We start from the raw sequence: 16,239 nt of genomic DNA on the forward strand, positions 1-16,239 counted from the left end.
GGGCCGGGGCGGGCTGTGCGGCTACCGGCCGGCGGCGGGCGTGCGGCCGCTGGGCAGGGTGCACACGGTGTCGAGCCCGAGGACGTGGTTGAGGCGGCCGAACGCCAGCCAGGAGCCCAGGCACATGGTCAGCTCGACGATCTCCAGCTGGCTGTAGTGCGCGGTCATCCGCGTCCAGAACGCGTCGTCGAGGCCGTGGTGGTCGAGGGCGTAGCGTTCGGCGTACTCGGCGGCCAGGCGGGTGCGGTCGTCGAAGGCGCCGGTGGTGCGCCACTCGCTGACCGCGTCGGCGAACTCCTCCTCCACCCGCTCGCCGTCCCGGACCGTCCGCCAGTCGAGGCAGAAGGCGCACCCGTTGATCTGCGCGATCCGCAGCCGTGCCGCCTCGAACTCGCGCAGCCCTAGCGTCGTGTGGGCGTAGACCGCCAGCGAGAACTTCGTGGCGGCCATCCCGATGCCGGGCACCATCTCGCCCCACACGTACTCGATCGCGTCCTTGCCCTCCGGAATGTCGATCTTCAAGGCCGTCTCCTTCCCAGCTTGCCGGCGGGGGCGGGCCGCAGCGGCACGTCGAGCGCGTCGTAGAGCCCGGGTTCGGCGGTCACGAGCCAGTCGATGGCGCCCACCAGCCGGCCGGCCGCGGTGGCGTTGCCGCCCGCGGAGCGGTTGCCGTCCTCGTCGGTAACCTCGATCGTGACCTCGATGCGCGGGCGCCCCTCGATGATCACGCGGTGCGCCCCGACGCCGTCGGGCGCGACCGGCCAGTCCGGCGCGCAGGAGGGGTGGATGCGGGTGACGTGCTCGACGACGATGCGGGGCACGCCACCGACGACGCCCTGCACCTCGAAGCGGACCGCGCCCTGGGTGCCCGCCTCGAAGTCGCCCATGGTCCTCGTGGTCACCGTGGTGTCGAGGGGGCGGCGGTCCAGGGTCTCGCGGATCTCGTCGAGCTCGACGCCGAGCGCCCTGGCCATGAGCCGTACCTGGCCGCCCCACACCATGGCCGGCACGGTGGGCGCGATCATCGGCGGCTCGTAGTCCAGGGGATGGCCCATGCCGACCAGGTGGCGGACGGCGTCGGGCTGGTCGTAGGTGGAGTAGTCGAAGATCTCCTGGCAGCGGACCACGTCGACGGTGGTGGCGAGCCCGCTGAGGAGCAGCGGCAGCACGTCGTTGCCCCAGCCGGGGTCGACGCCGGAGACGAACAGCGAGCCTCCTCCGCCGGCGATGGCGGCCAGCACGGGCTCGCGCAACTCCGGCGGGGCGTTGCGCTGGTCGTAGAGCGCGTACAGGGACGGAGTGACGACCACGGCGCCGACCCGGACGGCCTTGACGATGTCGGCCAGGGCGTCGCCGGGACGGAGGTCGCCGGAGGCCGCGTACACCACGGCCCTGGGGCGGGCCGCCAGCACGGCGTCGATGTCGCCGGTCGCCGTGACGCCCAGATCGTGACCGAGCCCGGCGAGGTCGCCCGCGTCACGGCCGATCTTGGCGGGGTCGTGGACGAGCACGGCCACGAGCTTGAGCGTCGGGTGGGCCGCGACGGCCCGGATGGCAGCGCGGCCGATGTTGCCGGTGCCCCAGACGATCGTGGACGTCATGGGCGGAGCGTAGCAAGCGCTTGGTTAGGTGTATAGGGCTCACTTCACCCTGCGGCAGAGGTGCTCCGCGTGGGTGGGGCTGGCGGGCCGGAGCATCGTCCCGCACGCCAGGTCTTATGGAGACAGCTGGACGATCCGATGACAACAACGCCTGTTCACGGGCTGGGGGTCACGGGCGGGGTCGCGTCGCCGGGCGTGTGGCGGGCGGGAAGCCGTCGCCATTGTTCGCCGACGACGGGGCGAACGGTATTCTTCACGTCTTTTCTCCCGATTCGCGTAGCGACGGCAATCTTGTCTTCCGTGTCATAGATGGTGCGGATGGTGGAGATCGACATTCCGGCCGCCTCGGCGAGCGCCCGCAGCCGGTACGGCTCTGGCCGTACGAATTCGCGTGCATATGCTGTGATAAGTCGTATTTGTCGTTGTATCTCGCGCTTCTGTGCGGCGAGTTCCCCGAGTCGCGCCAGCACCGGATCCTCGGCCGGCGATGCTCCAGCCGCCATCATGAGCTCCCCGACCAGGGCGTTCCTCGCCTCGCTCGCGCTCTTCGCGCGTGCCGCGTGGTCGTCGGGCTCCTCGTGCTCGTCCTTGACCGGCTCGGGGATCAGCACCTTCGCCAGTTCTTCGGTGATTTCCTTCATGCGTGGCATCCTGCGGCAGGTCGTGCGAAAAATGCAAAAGCGTGGGGAACCTGCGGTATCGCTTGAGTGCCTTGACGTGCTACGTCCCCACATCCACGTAGAAGAATTCTCTACCTGCGACCCGCGCGTATGCCAATTTGAGGAGAAAAAGCGCCACACCTCAGGCGAATCTTGTGTCACTCTCGTGAATGCAAACGAGCGGCCTCTCTGTGCTCCCAGAAAGGCCGCTCTCGCGGTGTCAGTCCACACGTGTCATGAAAGGAAACCGCTGTCCATGAGATTATCCAGAAGGCGCCCTCAGCCGGAAGACCCCGCTCCGGCCCGCGAGCCGGAGCGCATCCCGCAACGCTGGGTGCTGATCCTGATCACCGCCTTCCTGGGCGGGCTGACCGTCGGCGGCCTGTCCGGGTGGGCCGGGGCGGGTGTCGCCACGGCCTTCGGCCTCGTCGGGCTGCTGCACCGGATCATGAACTAGCCGCGTACGCCGCACAGCAGCCGGTTGTTGCCGCGCTGCCAGAGCGTGCCGATCTCCGTGAAGCCCGCCTCTTCGAGGGCCTTGACATGATCTGACAGGAGGCGGGACTCCGAGCCGTGGTGGTCGGCCCCGGCGGTGGTGCGGGCCTCGTTGAGCTCGGCGAGGGCGGGGTCGGCCTCGATCGCGTCCCACCAGGCCCGCCAGCCCTCCGGCCGGTTCCTGCCGAAGGCCCGTTCGGTCTCGCGCTCGTGCACGGCGCGCTCCAGGCGGGACAGCGCCGGCGTGGCGTCGTCGGTGTCCATGTGGTCGCCGTTGAGCAGCAGCCCGCCGGAGCGCAGCACGGTCGCCAGCTCCGTGTAGACGTTCTTCAGCTCGGGGCCGGAGATCCAGTGCAGCGCCGTCGTGCTGACCGCGGCGTCGGCGGGCCGGTCGAGGTCGAGCAACTCCGTCCAGCCGCCCCTGCGCAAGTCCGCGGACACGAACCGCAACCCCGGGTACGCGGCCCGCCCCAGCCCGATCAGCAGCGGATCGGCGTCGACGCAGACGATCCGGGCCTCGGGCAGCCGTTCCAGCAACCGTGCCGACAACGAGCCGGGGCCGCAGCCGAGGTCGATGACCACCGGGTCGGGCCGCCCCAACGCCTCCACGGCGTCGATCAGCACCGTGAACCGCTCCTCCCGGTCGGGAAGGTAGCCCTCCTGCTGGCGGTCCCAGCGCACCATCCACTCCATCGCGGCATCGTGGGTGAGCATGAACATCTCCTTGTAACCGTCGTCTAAGCTTTGAGTAGTCACACGTTAACTCGCGAAGGTGTAACCGGTCAATTGGATTACAACAGTCACACGGATGCGGTGGTCCGGGTCACGGTGGCGCTCGTCAACGCCCTGACCCCCGGCGAGCGACGGGGACGTCCCTGCCCCGCGCCGGCCGACCCCGCGGCCGCCGCGGTCGAGGCCCTGCGTACGGTCTATCCGGCGGCCCATCCGGCCCACCGCGAGGTCACCGCCGCTGACGGCGCCGCGCTGGCCGAGGTCGCGGCCCGCCTGCGCGCGGTCTTCGCCGCCGTCGCTGCGGACGACATCGACAGCGCGGCCACGCGGGTCAACGCGCTGCTGGCGGAGACCGGCGCCCGACCGGTCCTGGACAAGCACGACGGGGAGCCGTGGCACCTGCACTTCCACGGCCACCGTGACACCCTGGCCGACAACTGGGCGGCGAGCTGCGCCACGGGCCTCGCGATCGTGCTGGGCGGTGAGTTCGCCGACCGCCTCGGCGTCTGCACCGCGCCCCACTGTGACCGCGTCTACGTGGACGTGTCGCGCAACGGCACCCGCAGGTTCTGCTCCACGGCCTGCCAGAACCGCGTCAAGACGGCGGCCTTCAGAGCCAGGGGCAGGACGGGTTGAGGCGCCGGCGCTGACCGGCGTACGGGAAAGGTCGTGCAGGAAAGGTGGGGGCGGCCCCCTGCTCCAGCTCCCCGGGGCGGCCGGGGAGCTGGAGCCCGTTCATCCGGAGGCCGGCCGTTCCGCCTCTTCGTGCAGCGCCACGATGCGCCGCGAGACCGCCGAGGACGCGCATGGCGGGCCTCCCTGTTGATGAGACGCCCGGCGCGTCACGATGGTTCACCCCGTTATGTCTCGCTCCTGAAACGTTCCCACGCCGACTGGCGGGTCATGCCGAGCGACGTGCCGATGCGCTCCCAGCTGACGTCCCTGGTGCGCAGGTGGGCCACCCAGTCGCGCAGGTTGTCGTCGACCTGTGCCTGCACGGCGGCGATCTTGGGGAGATGGCCGAGGATCTGCTCGTCGGTCATGGACTCCCACAGGGGGAGCCGCGGCTCGGATGACGGCTCGCGGCGGTCCTGCTCGATGATGTCGTTGCACAGGCTGACGCACTCGTCGCAGATGTGCACGCCAGGGCCGGCGATGACCTTGCGCACGTCCGCGCTCTTCTTGTGGCAGAACGAGCAGCGGACCTTGTCCTTCCAGTCAGGCATGGCCTGACGATAGCTCGTCAGGCAACCCCTGACAAGCCTGACCGGCGATCCAGTTCGACCTGTGCCCGGATGATGGCCTGCCGCTCCTCGGTGATCTTGCCGCAGATCGTCACGTACGCGTCCAGCACCTTGGAGTACGACCGGCGCGCCTGGTCGAGCTGCTCGCGCAGGGCGCGAACGCGGTCGGCGTGGCCGTGCTGCTCGGCCTCGGCGAGCAGTGTGCGGGCCTCGTCCACGATTTCCGCCGCCCGCATCCTCGTGCGGCGGAGCAGGGCCGAGCATTCGTGCAGCTCTCCCAGCCGAGCCGAGGAGACGATGAACTCTGCGGCGTGCACGGCCGAACCGTGGCCCGTGCGCCTGCGGAGATCTGATGCCATGTCACGCCACCTCCCGGTCAAGGATGCCTAACTGTAGACGCGCAACCCCGCTGAGAGGATCACTCGCGCCGGCGGGGGGTGTCTCAATGCTCCCCGCGGAGAGGTTTCTTCCCCTCGGAGGGAAAACCTCGTCCCTGAATGGGATTCGGTGCGGGGTGAATGAGGTATTTGGCGGCCTTTACTGGCACTTATTGGAGAAATGCCGCAAACCTCCGGTGTAAGCAAAAGACGGCGTTGAAGACCTCCGATCGCCCCACGCGGGCATGGCCGTTCGTCACATACTGAAATCGAACGGCGGCGCAACGTGAGGTAGTGGTGATGTCGGTTTCGGAGAACGGCGGCGACGCGGTTGACGTCAGCGTCGTCATCCCGGTGCACAACTGCCGGGCCTACCTCGACCGGTGCCTCACCGCGGCGCTCGTCCAGCGGGTGAAGAAGGAGGTGATCGTCGTCGACGACGGCTCCACCGACGGCAGCGGCGAGCTCCTCGACCTCTACGCCGCCTACCACCCGTCCAGCGTCAAGGTGGTCCACATCGGCGGCAGCGGCGGCGCGGGCCGGCCGCGCAACGTCGGGCTTGAGCACGCCACCGGCCGGTACGTCTTCTTCTGCGACGCCGACGACCACCTCGGCCCCGAGGCGCTGGAACGCATGGTCGCCATGGCCGACAGGAACGACTCCGACGTCGTGCTCGGCAAGATCGTGGGGCACGGCCGGAGGGCGCCCGTGTCGATGTTCCAGCAGAGCGCCGACCGGGTGGAGCTGGGCGACGGGTGCGTCTACAACAGCCTGTGCTGCTTCAAGCTCTTCAGAAGGGACATGCTCGAACGCCACCGGATCAGGTTCGGGGAGGGCATGCGCGTCGGCGAGGACATCCTCTTCACCGTCCACGCCTACTGCCACGCCGAGGTGATCTCCGTGGTGGCCGACTATGACTGCTACCACCTGATGGCCAGGCCCGACGGCACCAGCATCATGCAGCAGGCGGGCAGCAGAGATCCGCTCGCCTGGCTGGCCATGATCAGGGAGCCGATCCGGCTCATGACCGAGCACGTCGAGCCGGGCCCGCTCCGTGACCACCTGCTCCGCAGGCACTTCAGGCTCGACGTGTTCACCCAGCTCGGAGCCGTGTTCCTGGAGAGCGACGACGTGCGGCGCAAGGACATCGCGCGCGAGGTGGCGGCGCTCTGTGACGAGTGGTACACGCCGGGCGTGCACGAGCGGCTCAACAGCATCGACCGGCAGCGGGCGACCGCGCTCGACGACATCGACCGCCTCGTGCGCCTGGCCCGCATCGAGAGCGCCACCGTGCGACGCCGGCTGACCGGGGTGTGCTGGGACGGCGACCATCTGGTGGTGACGGGCTCCGCCGGGCTGCACGGCATCGCGAGGGACCACGGTCTGGCCGTGGTGCTGCGCTCGCGGCACGACCCGGCCGCCGAGGTGGTCATCCCCGCCGAGCGCAAGGGCGGCGAGTTCACCGTGCGGGTGGACGTGTCCGCGCTCGCCTCCGGGATCTGGGACCTGCGGGTGGCGGTCGAGGTCGAGGGCGCGCTGCGGTTCGGCCGGCTGGGCGCCGACCGCGAGACCGGCGTCAACCGGCCGATGCCCCGGATGATCGGCGGCGTCGTGGTCCTGCCCTACTTCACCAGGGACAACGGCAACCTCAGCATCGACGTCGGCGGCCACGTGGTCGCCGTGCCGGGCGGCGCGAGGCTCATCAGGACGCGGTGGGGCCTGCGGCAGCGGCTGCTCATCGACGGTGAGATCAGCGTCGTCGACACCGCGCCCGAGGCCGCGGCGATCCGGCGGATCGTCTGGCGGGAGCGGCGCAGCGGGCGCGAGCGGGCGGAGCCGGTTATAGCGCTGCCCGGGGGCGGGTTCGCGGCCGGGCTGGCGGTGGGCCGGCTTCCGCCGGGCACCTGGGACGCGTACCTGGAGCTCGACCTGGGCGGGCCGGCCGCGCGGTTCAAGATCGAGGCGGGCGCGGGCACGGTCGCGGGGCCGCGCCGATGGTGGTGGGCGGCCCTGCTCAGGAGCGTGCGGCCGTACGCGACGCGGGGGCGGTTGAGCACGGTGGTGCGGCGGCTGACGGCCCGGGCGGTCATCAGAAGGGTCCTTCGCTAATTGCCATCTATGTGCAGGTGCAAGGCAATGTCCTAAAGTGGGAACGTTCGTCGGTCCCACCCGTTAAGGGAGGCAGCGCTGTGCACGTACCCGATGGCTTCTTCAACGCGGTGACATCGATCTCGGCCGGAGTCGTGGCGGCCGCGGGGGTCGCGGTCTGCCTGCGGGGGGCACGGCGCGAGCTCGACGACAGGACCGCGCCCATGGCCGGGCTCGTCGCCGCATTCGTCTTCGCCGTCCAGATGCTCAACTTCCCCGTCGCCGCGGGCATCAGCGGCCACCTGCTGGGCGGTGCGCTGGCAGCGATCCTCGTCGGGCCCTATACGGGCGTGTTGTGCATGACCGTGGTCCTGCTCGTGCAGGGGGTGTTCTTCGCCGACGGAGGACTGACCGCGCTCGGCGCCAACGTCACTCTCATGGGCATCGTCACCGTGCTGGTCGGCTGGGGCGTCTTCAGGCTCGTCACGGGGCTGGCCAGGGGCCAGGTGGTGGTGGCCGCGTTCCTGGCCGCGCTGGTTTCCGTGCCGGTCTCCGCGCTGGCGTTCACGCTGCTGTTCTGGATCGGCGGGACCGCGCCGATCGACGTGGGCACGGTGGCCGTCGCGATGGGCGGCGTGCACCTGCTGATCGGCATCGGCGAGGGCCTGATCACCGCCGCGACCGTCGGCGCTGTGCTCGCCGTGCGGCCCGACCTCGTGTACGGCGCCGGCGGCCTGGCCAAGCCGCTGATCCTGCGCGGAGCCGACGGCGCAGGCACCACCGTGGGCGAGCCCGAGCCGGCCCCTGCGGCCCCTGGCGCGCTCAGGCCGTTCCTGCTCGGCGGCGCCGGCGTGACGCTCGTGCTGGCCGGGCTCGTGTCGTTCTTCGCCTCCTCCTCGCCTGACGGGCTGGAGGCGGTCGCCGAGGACAAGGGCTTCATCGACCAGGCGGCCGACCACCCGTTCGGCTCGTGGGCGCTGGCCGACTACGGTGAGGTGGGCGGCATCCCCGTCGGCGTCGCCGGCATCATCGGCGTCGGCCTGGTGCTGGTTCTCACCGGGGCGGTGGCCTACGCCGCGCGGAGCCGTAACGAGACCAAGGCGTGACACATGGGGGCCGGGCATCATCACCAGCTCTACCTGCCAGGTGGCTCGATGGTGCACCGGCTGCCGCCGCAGTGCAAGCTGCTGGCGCTCCTCGCCTTCGCCCTCGTCGTGGTGGCCACGCCGCGCGAGCGGTTCTGGGCCTTCGCGGCCTACGCGGCGCTGCTCGGCGGTGTCGCGCTGGCCGCGCGGGTGCCGGTGGCGCACATGGCGCGGCGGATGGTGATCGAGGTGCCCTTCGTGCTGTTCGCCCTCCTCATTCCGGTCATCGGGCTGGGCGAGCGGATCACGGTGCTGGGGCTCTCGCTGAGCGTGCCCGGGCTCTGGGCGGCCTGGAACATCCTGGCCAAGGCGACGCTCGGGGTGGCCACCTCGGTCCTGCTGGCGGCCACCACCGAGCCGCGGGAGGTGCTGATCGGGGCGCAGCGGCTCAGGTTGCCGACCCTGATGGTGCAGATCGCCATGTTCATGCTGAGGTACCTGGACGTGATCATGGATGAGATGCGGCGGATGCGGGTGGCGCGGGAGTCTCGCGGGTTCGAGGCGCGAAATCTCCGGCAGATCCCGGTGGTTGCCCGATCTGCCGGGGCGCTGTTCATCCGGTCGTATGAACGGGGGGAGCGGGTGCATCTCGCGATGCTCAGCCGGGGATACTCGGGGCGGATGCCGATGATTCGTGATATTTCGGCATCTGTAGGCCAGTGGGGCACGGCACTCGCCCTGCCCGCCGCGGCCCTCGCAGTGTTGGGACTGACCTGGTGAACTCTCTGGAAGTCAGGCAACTCGCCTATGCCTACCCCGACGGCACGCAGGCGTTGTTCGGCGTCGACCTGTCGATCGCCCGTGGCGAGCGGGTGGCCCTGCTCGGTCCCAACGGCGCCGGCAAGACCACGCTCGTCATGCACCTCAACGGCATTCTCACCGCCGGCCACGGCAGCGTCACCGTGGCGGGCACCCCCGTACGCAAAGACACCCTCTCCGAGGTCAGGCAGCGCGTCGGCCTGGTGTTCCAGGACCCGGACGACCAGCTCTTCATGCCCACGGTCAGGGACGACGTGGCGTTCGGCCCGGCGAACGCGGGCCTGCGGGGCGAAGACCTCGACCGCGTGGTCAAGGACGCGCTGGAACGGGTCGGCATGCTGGACGCCGCCGACCGGCCGCCGCACCACCTGTCGTTCGGGCAGCGGCGCCGGGTGGCGGTCGCGACGGTGCTCGCCATGGAGCCGGAGATCCTCGTTCTCGACGAGCCCTCGTCCAACCTCGACCCGGCCGCCCGCAGGGAGCTGGCGGAGATCCTGCGCTCCCTGGACGTGACGGTGTTCATGGTCACGCACGACCTGCCGTACGCGCTGGAGTTGTGCGAGCGCGCGCTCATCCTCTCCGACGGGGTGATCGCCGCCGACGGCCCCACGCGTACGCTGCTCTCCGACGCCGAACTGCTGGCCAGGCACCGCCTGGAGCTTCCGTACGGCTTCGCCATCCCGGTCTTGTGAGCCGGTTTGACGGACGAAGCCCGCCTGCATCCGGCTCTTCGTAGTTTGTGCATGCCCGCTCTCCGGGGATGTCGAAGTACAGTGGCTCATCGAGGAGGGGCCAAATGAAGCTGCGGCTTGCACGACACGCCCTGGGTGATGCCGTGGTGGTGGCCGTTGAGGGTGAGCTCGACTTGTTCACCGCGCCGTTTCTGCGCGATGAGGTGCGTGACGCCATCAAACAGGACGGCGCCAGGCTCGTGCTCGACCTGCAGCAGCTGTCGTTCATGGATTCGAGCGGCCTGTCGGTGCTGATCGAGGCATGGCGGCTGGCGACGGGGGAGGGCGGCGGCGTGTCCCTTGCGGCGCCGCAGGCGCCGGTGGCGCGCATCCTCCGCACGACCGGCCTAGACCGGCGGATCAAGGTGTACGCCGACGTCGACAGCGCTGTGGGCGAGATTTAGCCGCCCCGAGTAGAACTTCATTCGGTCGGCGCGTTAGGGTCCGGGATATGGACGTGAACGGATCTGCAGCAATCATCTCCGGCGGCGCCAGCGGCCTCGGCGAGGCCACCGCCCGCGAGCTGGCCCGGGCCGGCGCGACCGTGGTCGTCGCCGACCTCAACGAGGAGCGCGGCAAGGCGGTCGCCGACGAGATCGGCGGCGTCTTCGCCAGGACCGACGTGTCGGACGACGCCCAGGTGCAGGCGGCCGTGGACGCCGCCGTGGCGACCGGCAAGCCGCTGCGCGTCATCGTCAACAGCGCCGGCATCGGCTGGGCGGAGCGCACGGTCAACCGCGACGGCAACCCGCACAACCCGGCCTCCTACCGCAAGGTCATCGAGGTCAACCTGATCGGCACGTTCAACCTCATGCGCATCGGCGCCGCCGCCGTCGCCAAGACCGAGCCGGCCGACGCCGACGGGCAGCGCGGCGTGGTGATCAACACGGCCTCCGTGGCGGCGCTCGAGGGGCAGACCGGGCAGCTGGCATACTCGGCCTCCAAGGGCGGCATCGTGGGCATGACGGTGCCCGCCGCACGTGACCTGGCGGCGATCGGCGTCCGCGTCAACACGATCTGCCCCGGCATCATCGACACGCCCATCTACGGCTTCAACGACAACGCCGAGGAGTTCAAGGCCAAGCTGGTGGCGCCGGTGGTGTTCCCCAAGCGTATGGGCCGGGCCGACGAGTTCGCGCACCTCGTGCGGTCGTTGATCGCGAACGACTACATGAACGCCGAGGTCATCCGCTTCGACGGCGGCATCCGCTTCCAGCCCAAGTAACCCGTCGGAAGGGTTGTCATGTCTGACGAAGTGCTCGTCGAGGAGTTCGGGAACGTCGCGATCCTCACGATCAACCGGCCGAAGGCGCGCAACGCCGTCAACGGGACGGTGGCGCGGGGGATCGCGGCCGCCCTGGACGAGCTGGACGCTCGTCCTGAAATTTCGGCGTACGTGTTGACCGGTGCCGGCGGCACCTTCTGCGCGGGGATGGACCTGAAAGGGTTCCTCACCGGCGACCTCCCCGTGGTGGAGGGGCGCGGGTTCGGCGGGCTGACCGAGTCGCCGCCGAAGAAGCCGCTGGTGGCCGCGGTCGAGGGCTACGCGCTCGCGGGCGGGTTCGAGATGGCGCTGGCGTGCGACCTCATCGTGGCGTCCTCGGCGGCCACGTTCGGGCTGCCCGAGCCCAAGCGCGGGCTGGTCGCCGGCGCGGGCGGCATCATGCGCCTGCCTCGCAGGATCCCCTACCACGTGGCCATGGAGATCGCCCTGACCGGCGACCACTACCCGGCCTCCCGCCTGTACGAGCTCGGCCTGGTCAACCGCATCACCGAGCCCGGCGCGGCGCTGGAGGGCGCGCTCGAACTCGCCGGCAAGGTCGCCGGCAACGCCCCGCTGGCACTCGCCGCGACCAAGCAGGTGATCATCGAGTCGCAGGACTGGCCGCGCGAGGAGATGTTCAAGAAGCAGGGCGCGATCATCAACCCGGTGTTCGGCTCGAAGGACGCCATGGAGGGCGCCGCCGCCTTCGCGGAGAAGCGCGCGCCCCAGTGGAAGGGCGAATAGCCGCGCCCCTCCCGCTGCCCAGGGGACGGGAGGGGCATCTTTAACGCGCGCGTAGCTCTTCCTGGTTACGGTAAAGAAAGAGGGCAACGACTCCGGGAGAGGCGCATGAGCGACTATTCGGGTTCACGATTCGATTCGGCCAGACGCGGTGCCGGCGCTCTCCTGTCCGGGGCGCTGAGCATGCTGATCATCATGGTCGCCCTGCTCGCCGCGATGTGGATCCTTGAGGGCGTCGACGTCGTCCTCAACGGCTCGCTCGACCAGTACGGCATCGTCGGCTGGGACCCTGACGGCCTGGTCGGCATCCTGCTCGCGCCGTTCCTGCACGGCGGCTTCGGCCACCTCATGGCCAACTCGCTGCCCTTGCTGATCCTCGGCTTCCTGGCCGGGCTGCGCGACGTCCGCAAGTTTCTCTGGGCCAGCCTGCTGATCATTCTGATCGGCGGCCTGGGCACCTGGGTGACCAGCCCCGGCGTGGTCACGATCGGGGCCAGCGGCCTGGTGTTCGGTTATTTCGGCTTCATCCTGGCGCGCGGTGTGATCGACCGCAGGCTGGTCGATCTCGCCATCGCGATCGGCGTGGGTGTCGCCTACTGGGGCATCCTGGCCGGCCTGCTGCCCAACCAGCCGGGCATCTCCTGGCAGGGCCACCTGTTCGGCCTGGTCGGCGGTGTGGTGGCCGCCTGGGTGCTGCGCCGCAAGCGCGAGATCGCCGCGAGCCCCTACTGACGACGCCTCGGCCCTCCTGGGCGAGCAGGCCAGGAGGGCGGGCGCGGCGGTGTGGGCGCGGCGCGGGCTAGAGGCGCTCGACGACGTGGTCGACGCAGGCCGTCAGCGCCTCGATGTCGGCCGGGTCGATGGCCGGGAACATCGCGATGCGCAGCTGGTTGCGGCCGAGCTTGCGGTAGGGCTCGGTGTCGACGATGCCGTTGGCGCGCAGCACCTTGGCCACGGCGGCGGCGTCGACGTCGTCGGAGAAGTCGATCGTGCCGACCACCTGCGAGCGGAACTCGGGGGCGGCGAACGGCGTGGCGTAGGACGACTTCTCCGCCCACGTGTAAAGACGCGAGCTGGAGTCGGCCGTGCGGGCGGTGGTCCAGGCCAGGCCGCCGTTGCCGTTCATCCAGTCGAGCTGCTCGGCCAGCAGGAACAGCGTGGCCACGGCCGGGGTGTTGTAGGTCTGGTCTTTCGCGGAGTTGTCGATCGCGACCGGCAGGCTGAAGAACTCCGGCACGTAGCGGCCGGAAGCGGCGATCTCCTCGACCCTGGCCAGAGCGCGCGGCGACATGATCGCGATCCACAGGCCGCCGTCGGAGGCGAAGCTCTTCTGCGGCGCGAAGTAGTAGACGTCGGTCTCGGCCAGGTCGACGGGCAGGCCGCCGGCGCCGGAGGTGGCGTCGACGAGCACCAGCGCGTCGCCGGAGTCCACGCGCTTTGTCGACCCCGAGAGCGACATCGCGACGCCGGTCGAGGTCTCGTTGTGGGTGAGCGCGTAGGCGTCGACGCCGTCCTCGGCGACCGCGGCGGGGTGGGTGCCGACCTCGGAGGTGATGACGCTCGCCTCGCTCAGCCAGGGCGCCTTCTTCGTGACGGCGGCGAACTTCGAGGAGAACTCACCGAACGACAGGTGTTGCGACCGGTCGCGGATCAGCCCGAAGGCGGCGATGTCCCAGAACGCGGTGGTGCCGCCGTTGCCGAGCACGACCTGGTAGCCCTCGGGCAGCGAGAACAGGTCGGCGAGCCCGGAGCGTACGCGGCCGACGAGGCCCTTGACCGGCTTCTGGCGGTGTGAGGTGCCCATGAGGCTCGCGCCGGAGGCGGCGAGCGCGGCCAGCTGCTCGGTGCGAACCTTCGAAGGGCCGCAGCCGAAGCGGCCGTCGGCGGGCTTGATGTCAGCGGGAATCACGATGTCAGCCACGTAGTGGAGCCTACCGAGCGCCGGAGAATGCCTGGACCGGGGCCCGGATAGTGAGACATGATGAACCCCTTTCATTGATCATTCGTTAGCTGAGCACGAAGACGGCACCGGCTGGAGGAGCGCCCAGATGGCCGATCTGCGCAGTGTCATCGAAAGGTTGATCCGCCGGCATGCGCTCCTGCGCGCCGATCCGCCCCTGCCGACCGTGCTGGTGGTCGGCGAGCAGGCGCTCGCGGCGGTCGACCGGCTCGCCAAGCCGTTCGAGACCGCCGTGCCCTACGCCCGCGTCACGGACGGCGCGCACGAGTCGGTCCTCGACCTGGTGAGCTCGCTGGCGGGCGACGACGACCACACCGGAAAGACCCACGCGGACCGTGGCCGGCTGGGCAAGCCGGTGGGCGGGTCGCTGCTGCCGCCGCCGCGTTTCCCGCTCGTCCAGTTCGTGTTGTGGACACGGGAGAGGCCGGACGGCCGCGTCCCCGACCCGCAGTCGCACACCGACTACCAGGCCTACAAGAAGCGGCTGAAGGACTGGCGGCGCGGCATGGCCGGTGGTGGCGGCGACGACGTCAAGACGTCGGCCGACTTCCTGGCGCGCGCCGCCACGACCTGGGTGCCGGTGGGCACTCTGGCCGTCTGGTGGGCCGGTGGCGCCGCCGACCTGGTCGGGGTCGTCCCCTGGCTGCTCGGCCTCCTGGTGGCCCTGGGCGGCACCGCGGCACAGGGCGTGTTGTCGATCAGGGGCTCGCTCTTCACCGGCTGGTTCAGCAGCGAGCCCAGCCTGAAGAGGCGGCGGTTCGAGCGGCTGCCCCAATACGCGCTGCGCCTGGCGGCCGCGCCGGACGACGACATCGAGGAGCTGCTGGTCCACGCCCTGATGCAGGACCTGCACGAGGCGTACAAGAAGTGGATCATTCCGTGGCCGAGCTGGGGCAGGGGCCAATACTGCCTCCTGGTCCTCCAGATCACCGATCCCGACGGCACCAACGCGCGGTTCCTGCGGCTGATGGAGGAGATCACCAAGAAGACCGGCCTGTTCGTGCCGATGCTCGTGCTGGCGGCCGTGCCTGGCGGCGTGCCCCCGGCGCAGGCGGCGCCGAAGCCGCTGCGCGACCTGGAAGAGGCGGTCGCGCAGTGGCGCAAGGTGGCCAGGCTGGGCGTTCCCGAGCTGCGGCTGACCGTCGAGGCGGCGGCCCTGCCCGCGGAGCCGCAGGACGATCCGTCGCCGCCGCGCCGCAGGCGGGCCATGGCCTACTGGACGGTGATGGCGCTGCTGGTGATCGTCCCGCTCTCGCTCGTCTACGTGATCCAGCGCGACAGGGCCGGGCATTGCGGCGGCCTGCTGTGGGTCGAGCGGATCGAGGACGAGTGCGTCGGCATCGTCAACGCGAAGAGGGACACGCCCGAGACCCTGTTCGAGGGCGACGTGAAGAAGCTGGTCAAGAAGATCGACGAGAACAACCGCTACGCGATCGAGTCCCGCCGGTACATCAGCGTGGTCCTGTTCGGAGAGTTCACCATCAAGAAGACCGCGCAGGACGACACCCGGCTCGCCGCCGCGGTCTCCGAGCTCGCCGCGGTCGAGGAATATCAGCGTACGGTCACCAGCACCCCCCGGTTACGCGTACTGATCGCGAACGCGGGCGACAACTTCGACCACGGGCGCAGGACGGCCCAGCTCATCATCGACATGGCGGAGCAGAACCGGGACGTGATGGGGGTGGTGGGCCTGCCGCGCAGCGTGGCGGGCATCAGCGAGGCGATCAGGGAGCTGCACCTGGCGAAGATCCCGATGGTGTCGAGCACGGCGACGGCGGACCGGTTCGGCTACATCAGCAACCCCGGGCTGCCCGACCAGCCGGGCGAGCCCTCCCCTTACTACTTCCAGGTGGGGCCGACCAACGTCCGCCAGGCGACGTTGGGGGCCCGGTTCGCCCGGCGGACCCTTGTGCCGGACGTGGGCGAACCGATCGCGGTCATCGTCGAGGACCGATCGCAGGGCGACGTGTACACGCTGAACCTGGCGGACGACTTCGCGAAGGCCCTGACGGACGAGGGCGCCGACGTGGAGCGGATCTCGTACACGGTCCAGCAGGGCGGCATCTCCTCGGCCGCGGGGAAGGCGTGCGGCCTCGATCCCGACGTCCTCGTCTACGCGGGGCGCGCGGCCGAGTTCCGCGCCTTCCTGACGGCCGTCGAGGGCAACGCCTGCGGCGAGGTGAAGGTGATCGCGGGCGACGACGTCGTCAAGGTGGTGTCCGACCACGGTGACGAGATCGCGAACACGAAGCAGGCCGAGGTCTACTACCTGGCGCTGGCGCACCGGGCGTTGTGGCCGCGCTCGTCGGCCACCGCGTTCGTCAGCAAGCTGCAGATGAAGCGCTGCGGCCGGCTGGACACGAACGAACCGCCCACGAAGGATCCCTTGTGCGCGGGCCTGCCCGACAAGTGATCCGACGTACGGCTGCCGCGATCGGTGCGG

18 protein-coding genes are annotated in these 16,239 nt (G+C 70.1%); 11 read left to right on the top strand and 7 right to left on the bottom strand.

Features of this window, described 5'->3' with window-relative positions; translation table 11 throughout:
* Nucleotides 1-21: 21 nt before the first annotated feature.
* The 3 genes from E1294_RS27020 to E1294_RS27030 all read right to left on the bottom strand — a co-directional run bounded on the left by E1294_RS27020 (nucleotide 22) and on the right by E1294_RS27030 (nucleotide 2,242).
* The gene (locus tag E1294_RS27020) at nucleotides 22-522 is read right to left on the bottom strand and encodes a carboxymuconolactone decarboxylase family protein (RefSeq protein WP_132512841.1); all 501 of its coding nucleotides are present in this window, start codon (nucleotides 520-522) and stop codon (nucleotides 22-24) included.
* Nucleotides 519-1,601, bottom strand: coding sequence for an NAD(P)H-dependent amine dehydrogenase family protein (locus E1294_RS27025; protein ID WP_132512843.1), 1,083 nt, complete (start codon nucleotides 1,599-1,601; stop codon nucleotides 519-521). Before E1294_RS27025 ends, E1294_RS27020 begins: the two co-directional genes overlap by 4 nt.
* A 155-nt stretch (nucleotides 1,602-1,756) precedes the next feature.
* Entirely contained in the window at nucleotides 1,757-2,242 is a 486-nt protein-coding gene (locus E1294_RS27030; protein ID WP_132512845.1) for a hypothetical protein, read from the bottom strand.
* A gap of 274 nt (nucleotides 2,243-2,516) precedes the next feature.
* Here E1294_RS27030 and E1294_RS27035 point away from each other — a divergent pair, with 274 nt between their 5' ends.
* Nucleotides 2,517-2,717, top strand: coding sequence for a hypothetical protein (locus E1294_RS27035; RefSeq protein WP_132512847.1), 201 nt, complete (start codon nucleotides 2,517-2,519; stop codon nucleotides 2,715-2,717).
* Here the strand turns inward: E1294_RS27035 and E1294_RS27040 are convergent.
* Complete coding sequence (locus E1294_RS27040; RefSeq protein ID WP_132512849.1) at nucleotides 2,714-3,469, bottom strand: class I SAM-dependent methyltransferase; 756 nt, start codon at nucleotides 3,467-3,469, stop codon at nucleotides 2,714-2,716. The two genes, E1294_RS27035 and E1294_RS27040, sit on opposite strands and share 4 nt — an antisense overlap.
* Nucleotides 3,470-3,541: 72 nt before the next feature.
* Between E1294_RS27040 and E1294_RS27045 the strand changes: the two genes are divergently transcribed.
* On the top strand, nucleotides 3,542-4,123 hold the full coding sequence (locus tag E1294_RS27045; RefSeq protein ID WP_132512851.1) for a CGNR zinc finger domain-containing protein: 582 nt from the start codon (nucleotides 3,542-3,544) through the stop codon (nucleotides 4,121-4,123).
* Nucleotides 4,124-4,347: 224 nt separating this feature from the next.
* Here the strand turns inward: E1294_RS27045 and E1294_RS58215 are convergent, their stop codons facing one another.
* Nucleotides 4,348-4,713, bottom strand: a complete 366-nt coding sequence (locus tag E1294_RS58215; protein WP_132512853.1) for a ClpX C4-type zinc finger protein — start codon at nucleotides 4,711-4,713, stop codon at nucleotides 4,348-4,350.
* Between the two features lie 17 nt (nucleotides 4,714-4,730).
* Nucleotides 4,731-5,090, bottom strand: a complete 360-nt coding sequence (locus E1294_RS27055; protein WP_132512855.1) for a hypothetical protein — start codon at nucleotides 5,088-5,090, stop codon at nucleotides 4,731-4,733.
* Between the two features lie 318 nt (nucleotides 5,091-5,408).
* Between E1294_RS27055 and E1294_RS27060 the strand changes: the two genes are divergently transcribed.
* The 8 genes from E1294_RS27060 (at nucleotide 5,409) to E1294_RS27095 (ending at nucleotide 12,568) form a co-directional block, all read left to right on the top strand.
* Entirely contained in the window at nucleotides 5,409-7,217 is a 1,809-nt protein-coding gene (locus E1294_RS27060; RefSeq protein WP_132512857.1) for a glycosyltransferase family 2 protein, read from the top strand.
* 80 nt (nucleotides 7,218-7,297) lie between these two features.
* Nucleotides 7,298-8,302, top strand: a complete 1,005-nt coding sequence (locus E1294_RS27065; protein ID WP_132512859.1) for an energy-coupling factor ABC transporter permease — start codon at nucleotides 7,298-7,300, stop codon at nucleotides 8,300-8,302.
* Between the two features lie 3 nt (nucleotides 8,303-8,305).
* Nucleotides 8,306-9,061 carry a cobalt ECF transporter T component CbiQ gene (gene cbiQ / locus E1294_RS27070; protein WP_132512861.1) on the top strand — a complete coding sequence of 252 codons (756 nt, stop codon included), beginning with the start codon at nucleotides 8,306-8,308 and terminating at the stop codon, nucleotides 9,059-9,061.
* A complete protein-coding gene (locus E1294_RS27075; RefSeq protein ID WP_132512930.1) occupies nucleotides 9,055-9,792 on the top strand; it encodes an energy-coupling factor ABC transporter ATP-binding protein in 738 nt (245 codons plus the stop codon). The genes cbiQ and E1294_RS27075 overlap by 7 nt, the downstream gene beginning before the upstream one ends.
* 104 nt (nucleotides 9,793-9,896) lie before the next feature.
* Nucleotides 9,897-10,235, top strand: coding sequence for an STAS domain-containing protein (locus E1294_RS27080; protein WP_132512863.1), 339 nt, complete (start codon nucleotides 9,897-9,899; stop codon nucleotides 10,233-10,235).
* A gap of 47 nt (nucleotides 10,236-10,282) precedes the next feature.
* Nucleotides 10,283-11,056, top strand: a complete 774-nt coding sequence (locus E1294_RS27085) for an SDR family NAD(P)-dependent oxidoreductase (RefSeq protein ID WP_132512865.1) — start codon at nucleotides 10,283-10,285, stop codon at nucleotides 11,054-11,056.
* Nucleotides 11,057-11,074: 18 nt separating this feature from the next.
* Nucleotides 11,075-11,839 carry a crotonase/enoyl-CoA hydratase family protein gene (locus E1294_RS27090; RefSeq protein WP_132512867.1) on the top strand — a complete coding sequence of 255 codons (765 nt, stop codon included), beginning with the start codon at nucleotides 11,075-11,077 and terminating at the stop codon, nucleotides 11,837-11,839.
* A 105-nt stretch (nucleotides 11,840-11,944) separates the two neighbouring features.
* Entirely contained in the window at nucleotides 11,945-12,568 is a 624-nt protein-coding gene (locus tag E1294_RS27095) for a rhomboid family intramembrane serine protease (RefSeq protein WP_132512869.1), read from the top strand.
* Between the two features lie 67 nt (nucleotides 12,569-12,635).
* Here the strand turns inward: E1294_RS27095 and serC are convergent, their stop codons facing one another.
* Nucleotides 12,636-13,757, bottom strand: a complete 1,122-nt coding sequence (gene serC, locus E1294_RS27100; RefSeq protein WP_132512871.1) for a phosphoserine transaminase — start codon at nucleotides 13,755-13,757, stop codon at nucleotides 12,636-12,638.
* 127 nt (nucleotides 13,758-13,884) lie between these two features.
* Between serC and E1294_RS27105 the strand changes: the two genes are divergently transcribed.
* The gene (locus tag E1294_RS27105) at nucleotides 13,885-16,209 is read left to right on the top strand and encodes a type 1 periplasmic-binding domain-containing protein (protein ID WP_132512873.1); all 2,325 of its coding nucleotides are present in this window, start codon (nucleotides 13,885-13,887) and stop codon (nucleotides 16,207-16,209) included.
* Nucleotides 16,210-16,239: the final 30 nt, after the last annotated feature.

Source organism: Nonomuraea diastatica, assembly GCF_004349015.1.
Lineage (GTDB): Bacteria > Actinomycetota > Actinomycetes > Streptosporangiales > Streptosporangiaceae > Nonomuraea > Nonomuraea diastatica.